The sequence below is a fragment of the Streptomyces sp. ICN903 genome (genome assembly GCF_022015835.1).
In the GTDB taxonomy this organism is placed as follows: Bacteria; Actinomycetota; Actinomycetes; order Streptomycetales; family Streptomycetaceae; genus Streptomyces; species Streptomyces fenghuangensis.
On sequence record NZ_JAKMAY010000296.1, the window covers coordinates 1 to 6,567 of the forward strand.

5 protein-coding genes are annotated in these 6,567 nt (G+C 73.6%); all 5 read right to left on the reverse strand.

Annotated features, from left to right (window positions below; genetic code table 11):
• Positions 1–165: 165 nt before the first annotated feature.
• On the reverse strand, positions 166–1,230 hold the full coding sequence (locus L7D48_RS23710; protein WP_237882280.1) for a BMP family protein: 1,065 nt from the start codon (positions 1,228–1,230) through the stop codon (positions 166–168).
• A gap of 472 nt (positions 1,231–1,702) precedes the next feature.
• Entirely contained in the window at positions 1,703–2,950 is a 1,248-nt protein-coding gene (locus tag L7D48_RS23715) for a M20 family metallopeptidase (protein ID WP_237882282.1), read from the reverse strand.
• Between the two features lie 176 nt (positions 2,951–3,126).
• The gene (locus L7D48_RS23720) at positions 3,127–4,239 is read right to left on the reverse strand and encodes a hypothetical protein (protein ID WP_237882289.1); all 1,113 of its coding nucleotides are present in this window, start codon (positions 4,237–4,239) and stop codon (positions 3,127–3,129) included.
• A gap of 154 nt (positions 4,240–4,393) precedes the next feature.
• Complete coding sequence (locus tag L7D48_RS23725) at positions 4,394–5,329, reverse strand: N-acetylneuraminate synthase family protein (RefSeq protein WP_237882284.1); 936 nt, start codon at positions 5,327–5,329, stop codon at positions 4,394–4,396.
• Positions 5,330–5,331: 2 nt separating this feature from the next.
• Positions 5,332–6,567, reverse strand: a complete 1,236-nt coding sequence (locus L7D48_RS23730) for an N-acylneuraminate cytidylyltransferase (protein WP_237882287.1) — start codon at positions 6,565–6,567, stop codon at positions 5,332–5,334.

Genomic DNA, 6,567 nt, shown 5'->3' on the forward strand with positions numbered 1-6,567 from the left:
GGGCCGGGGGCCGTGCGGGTGAGGGCGACGCTACCGCCTCGACGGTTGACTACGCGCGTAGAGCGTTTTCCGTGCGGTGGGCCCGGCCGGAAGAGGGCCACCGCGGGCGGTGCGGTCCTCTTCCGGCCGGGCCCGTGCCGGGGCCGGAGCGGAGGGCGGGGAGGGTCAGGACTCGGTGCTGACCTTGATCTCGCCGCTGACGATGCCCTCGCGGGCCTCCTTCACGGCCTCCTGCAGCTCGGTCATCTCGGTGAAGGCCGGGTTGGAGTCGGACAGGTTCACACCGCCGGACTTCAGGTCGAAGCGGCTCTCACCGCTCATCGGCTCACCGTTCTGCACGGACTCGACCAGGTTGTAGACCGCGCCGGAGACGTCCTTGGTCATGGAGGTCAGGATGTTGTCCTTGTACTTGGCCAGCGTCTTCTGCTCGTACTGGTCGGAGTCGACGCCGATGACCCACTTGTCCTTGGCGGCTACCGCCTCGATGACGCCCTGGCCCGCGAGGCCGGCGGCGTGGTAGATCACGTCGGCCTTGGCGTCGAGCTGACCGCGGGCGGCCTCCTTGCCGAGGTCCGGCTTGGAGAAGCCGTCCATGTTCGGCGGCTGGGTCAGGTACTGGGTCTTGACCTCGATGGACTTGTCGGTGTCCTTCACGCCCTGGACGAAGCCCGCCTCGAACTTCTTGATCAGCGGGACCTCGACGCCGCCGACGAAGCCGACGACCTTGGACTCGGTGGCCTTGGCCGCGGCCACGCCCGCCAGGTAGGAGCCCTCCTCCTCGCTGAAGACGAGGTTGGCGACGTTGTCCGCCTGGACGGTGTTGTCGTCGATCAGGCCGAAGGTGGTCTTCGGGAACTTCTCGGCGACCTCCTCGATCGGCTTGGCGTAGGCGAAGCCCACACCGATCACGGGGTTGTAGCCCTGGCGGGCGAGGTCGGTGAGGCGCTGGACCTTGTCGGCGTCCGACTCGCCGTCGGAGGGCTCGACGTCCTCTCCGCCGATGCCGAAGTCCTTCTTCGCCTTCTCGAAGCCGGCGTAGGCGGCGTCGTTGAACGACTGGTCGCCACGGCCGCCGACGTCGTAGGCGAGGGCTATGCCCTTGCCCTTCTTGGCGGAGTCGGAGGAGTCCGAGGAGGCGGACTCGGTGGATGTGCTGCCACACGCGGTGGCGCTGAGGGCGAGGGCCGCGGCGGTGCCGACCGCGGCAGCGAGCTTGCTTACCCGGCGCAAGAGGACTTCCCTTCGCTCGAAGCGCCTCCGTTGGCGCTGGCTTCCGCCGCATCGTAACGCGCGTAGATGCCAGGAAAAGGGCTCTTGCGGAGCCGTTATCAGTTCGGTGTTAACGGGTGGTGCCCGCACCCTTGTGGAGGGTGACGCGGAGGCGTCCCGCAGGGTGCCGGGCATCGCGGGCACCGGACGCGGGCCCAGGTCGAGGGGGGTGGCGCCGAGGCCGCGTCCTTCCGCCCGGCCATCCCCCACCTGCGCTTTCCCCTCCGCCGCGGAGGCCGGGCGGCAGAGGCGGCGGGCCCGGGAGCGCGAGGGCCGGAGGGTGGGGGCGCCCCGTCGGCCGCCGCCCGGGGAGCGGCGTGAGACTGGTCACGTGCCGGCTCCCCCGGCCGGGCCGAGCAACCGGCCGCGGGGCCACGGCCCTTGGGCACACGTCCCGTACGGCCCCCGCCGTACGGCCCCGCGCGCCCGCGCCCTATTCGCGCTCGGCGTCCAGCAGGGCGGCGGCCGTGAACAGCTCCACGCCCGCCGCGATGGCGCTCTCGTCGACGTCGAAGTCGCCCTGGTGCAGGTCGCGCGGCGCGCGGTCGCCCGGCGGGCGCACCCCGAGGCGGGCCATCGCGCCGGGGACGTGCTCCAGGTACCAGGAGAAGTCCTCGCCGCCCAGGCTCTGTTCGGTGTCCTCGACCGAGCCGTGGCCGCGCCGGGAGACCATGGCGTCACGCAGCAGTTCGGCGGTGGCCCGCTCGTTGACCACCGGGGGGACGCCGCGGATGTAGTTGAGTTCGAACTTGGCTCGGTGCAGCGTGGCGACCTCGTCGATCGCCGCGTGCACCAGGTCGGGCGCGATCCGCCAGGCGGGCAGGTCCAGGCAGCGGATGGTGCCGGACAGCTCGGCGTGCTGCGGGATGACGTTGGGGGCGTGGCCCGCCTCCAGCCGCCCCCAGGTCAGGGCGAGCCCGGCGCGGGTGTCCACGCGGCGGGAGAGCACCGCCGGGACCTCGGTGACGATCTTGGCCGCCGCCGTGACCAGGTCGGTGGTCAGGTGCGGGCGCGCGGTGTGGCCGCCGGGGCCGTCGAGGGAGAGTTCCAGCCGGTCGCAGGCGGAGGTGATGGGGCCGGCGCGCAGGCCGATGCGCCCGGCCTCGACCTTGGGGTCGCAGTGGACGGCGAGGATCCGGCCCACCCCCTCCAGCACCCCGGCCTCGATGGCGTCGGTCGCGCCGCCCGGCAGCACCTCCTCGGCGGGCTGGAACAGCAGCCGCACCGAGTGCGGCAGCTCGCCTCGGCGTGCCAGATCGGCCAGGACGATCCCGGCGCCGAGCACGGCGGTGGTGTGGACGTCGTGGCCGCAGGCGTGTGCCCGGTCGGGGACCGTCGAGCGGTAGGGGACGGTCTTGGTGTCGGGGATGGGGAGCGCGTCGATGTCGGCGCGCAGCGCCAGCATCGGGCGCACGCTCGCCTTGGCGTCCGCCCCGCCGGGGTGGATGTCGCAGATCAGTCCCGTGCCGCCGGGAAGCACCCGGGGGGTGAGCCCGGCCTTCTCCAGCCGCTCCCGGATGGCGGCGGTGGTCCGGAACTCCTGGTGGCCCAGCTCGGGGTGCATGTGCAGGTCCCGGCGGAAGGCGATGAGCTCGGCACGGAGGGCCTCCGGCACGGCGCCGGGCAGCGGCGTCTCACCGGTGGTCCGGATACTGGACTCTGGCGACAACAACTGGCTCACCCTGTCGAGGGTAAGCCCAGGTGACAGCCGTGTGCAGAGAGAACGGTGAAAGTTCACCCTCCGTAGGGGAGAAAAAACGAATCAGCGGTCGCATACGGCCTGGTGCGGATGGGTATGACCTTCGATTCCGCTCGTCCCGGCCCGTTCCGCTATGTGGGACGGCGCGGTGGCCGCGGTCACGAGGCGGGCGGGGCCGACGGCAGCCGCCGCACCCCCCGCGCGGTGCCGGTGACGCCCGAGAGGAACCCCCGGGCACGCGGCGAGGCGCCCTCCGTCAGCCAGGCCGGGTCCACATCGCAGACCGCGACCGTCACCCCGGTGCCGGCCAGGGCCAGCGGGAGGGTGTGGACGACGGTGGAGGGGAAGCTCACGATGGTGCGGCCGATGGGGCCGCGGCGGGCCACCAGTTCCAGCGGGAGGTCCGGCCGTACGATCTCCAGCCCCGTCCCGGCCGCTATCCGGTGCAGCTTGTCCGCGCTCTCGCGGCGGTGGGCGAAGTAGCGGGTGGCGCCGTGCTCCCGGGTCAGGGAGGCGACGGCCTCCAGATAGCGTTCGGGGTCCACCACACCGGTCTCCACCAGTGAGGTGCCGACCAGGTCGGTGCCGCCGGTGAGCGCGGGCGGGCCGAAGCGGGCGCGGGTCCAGGCGAAGTCGTTGCGGGTGACCGACACGTGTTCGGGCGCCTCGACCGGCATCGAGCTGAACACCTCGACCCGCTGCCGCGCCGACGGTGTCATCCGGCGGCGGGCGGAGACGGAGACGGGCGCGAAGAGCGCGGCGCGCGCCCCCTGCCTCCCCTTGCGGTGCCAGCGCACCAGGCGCTCGCCGCGGGCGAGCTGGGTGACGAACTCCATGGTGGCCGTCCCGTCGTCGACCACCACCACTCCCCCCGGGCCTCCCGGGGCGGCCGGTCCCCCCGGCCCGGCTCCCTCGGTGCGGGCCAGGGAGAGCAGCAGCTGCACGTACCGCGAGAACGGGTCGCCCACCACTATCCGCGCGGCGCGGCGCAACGGGCCCAGCAGGGAGGCGACCGTCCTCAGCGGCGCGCCCGCGCCGCCGCGCGCCTCCTCCCAGCGGACCGCGATCCCCTCGTCGCGCGCCAGCTCGGCCATCCGCCGCAGCTGGCCGCGTGTCATCGCCTCCCGCGGCGGCAGGACGACCACGGTGAGGCCGCGCTCCCCCTCCTCCGCGCCCCGTACGGTGTGGGCCCACTCCAGGACGTTGAGGAGCTGCACCGGGCTCTCGACGAAGGCGAGGGTGCCCGAGCGGCGCCCGGCGCGCCCGAGGATCCCCGGAGCGCGGCCGGGACGCGCCCCCCGACGCGCCTCGGCCGTGCCCGGCGTACCCGGCCTCCGGGCCGGCTGCGGCGGGACCCCGCCCGGGGTCCCGCCGGGGACTGCGCCTGCGCTCACCCTGGATCGCCCCGTCAGCCCGTCGTTCCCGTCAGACCGCTGCCGGCTCGCGGCCGGCGGCGGTCTCCTCGGCCTCGGCCACGACGCCCTTGACCCGGCGCAGCTTCTTCATCGGCCCGATCTCGCTGTCGTAGACCTTCTTCACGCCGTCGCCGAGGGACTCCTCGATGGTGCGGATGTCGCGCACCAGGCGCTGCAGGCCCTGCGGCTCGACGGAGGCGGCCTGGTCGGAGCCCCACATCGCGCGGTCCAGGGTGATGTGGCGCTCGACGAAGGCGGCGCCCAGCGCGACGGCGGCCAGCGTGGTCTGCAGGCCCGTCTCGTGGCCGGAGTAGCCGATCGGCACGTTGGGGTACTCGGCCTGCAGGGTGTGGATCATCCGCAGGTTGAGCTCCTCGGCCTTGGCCGGGTAGGTGCTGGTGGCGTGGCAGAGCACGATGTTCTCGCTGCCCAGCACCTCCACCGCGTGCCGGATCTGCTTCGGCGTGGACATGCCGGTGGAGAGGATGACGGTGCGGCCGGTGGCGCGCATGGCGCGCAGCAGCTCGTCGTCGGTCAGGGAGGCGGAGGCCACCTTGTAGCAGGGCACGTCGAACTTCTCCAGGAAGGCGACGGACTCCACGTCCCACGGGGAGGCGAACCAGTCGATGCCCCTCTTCTTGCAGTAGGCGTCGATGGCCCGGTAGCCCTCCTCGTCGAACTCGACGCGGTGGCGGTAGTCGATGTAGGTCATCCGGCCCCAGGGGGTGTCGCGCTCGATGTCCCACTGGTCGCGCGGGGTGCAGACCTCCGGGGTGCGCTTCTGGAACTTCACGGCGTCGCAGCCGGCGTCGGCGGCGGCGTCGATCAGGGCGAACGCGTTCTCCAGGTCGCCGTTGTGGTTGATGCCGATCTCGCCGGTGACGTAGACCGGGTGGCCCGGGCCCACGGTCTTGGCGCCGAGGGTACGGAGGCGGGGGCTGGTCATGCTCAAGACAGTTCCTTTCCGAGGATCCACGAGGCGATCTCGCGGATCGCACCGGCCCCTCCGGGAGTGGAGGTGACCGCGCGGGCTGCGCCGCGTACGACGTCGTGGGCGCTGGCCACGGCGACGGGCCAGCCGACCAGGCCGAAGCACGGCAGGTCGTTGACGTCGTTTCCGACGTAGAGCACGCGCTCCGGCGCGATGCCCTGCTCCTCGCACCACTGCTTGAGGGCGAGGTCCTTCCGGTCGACGCCGTGGAGCACGGGGATCCGCAGCTTGCGGGCCCGTGCGGCGACCACCGGGTTCTCCTCCGTGGACAGGATCAGCAGCGGCAGTCCGGCGCGGCGCAGGGCGGCGATGCCGAGCCCGTCGCCGCGGTGGACCGCGACCGTCTCCCGTCCGTCGGAGTCGACGTACACCCGGTCGTCGGTCTGGGTGCCGTCGAAGTCGAGTACGACCGCGTCGACGTCGTCGCGGGCCGGAAGCGCGCCGGGGCGCCCGTCCGTCCCGCCGTCGAGCAGCGGTGCCAGCGCGCGGGCGCGGGCGAGGTCGTGCGGGTCGTCGACCTCCAGCACGCGCGCCGGGTCGGTGCGCACCAGCTCGGTGCGGCCGAAGAAGCGGTGCCCGGCCTCGCGGAAGCCGTCGGCGCGCATCGCGTAGGCGGCGCCGGTCTCCAGCAGGTCCTGCGGCCGGTCCTGGCGGCGCGGGCGGTAGGCCTTGTCGTGGTTGACGCCGTGCCCGCCGCCCGCGGCGCCGTCGTCCTCCCCGGTGTCCCCGTCGCGCCAGACGAAGCCGTGGAAGGGGGCGACGGTCAGCGCGCTGTCGGCGCCGCCGGCCACCGCGGCGGCCACGCCCTCGACGTCCTCGCGGGTGAGGAAGGGGCTGGTGCACTGCACCAGCAGCACCACCTCGGCCGCCCGCCCGTGCCGCTCGGCGTGGACGTCCATGGCGTGCAGGACGGCGGCCTCGCTGGTGGCGGTGTCGCCCGCGATGCCGGCGGGCCGCCGCACGACCTCGGCGCCCGCGCCGCGGGCGGCCTCGGCGATGGCCTCGTCGTCGGTGGAGACGACCGTGTGCGTCACGCCCCGCGCCGCCAGGCACTCCCGTACCGCGCGCACCACCAGCGGCACTCCCCCGACGGTGGCGAGGTTCTTCGCGGGCACGCCCTTGGATCCGCCGCGGGCGGGGATCACGGCGAGGACGACAGGGGTGCCGGGGCTGCCGGGGGTACTCGGGGACAC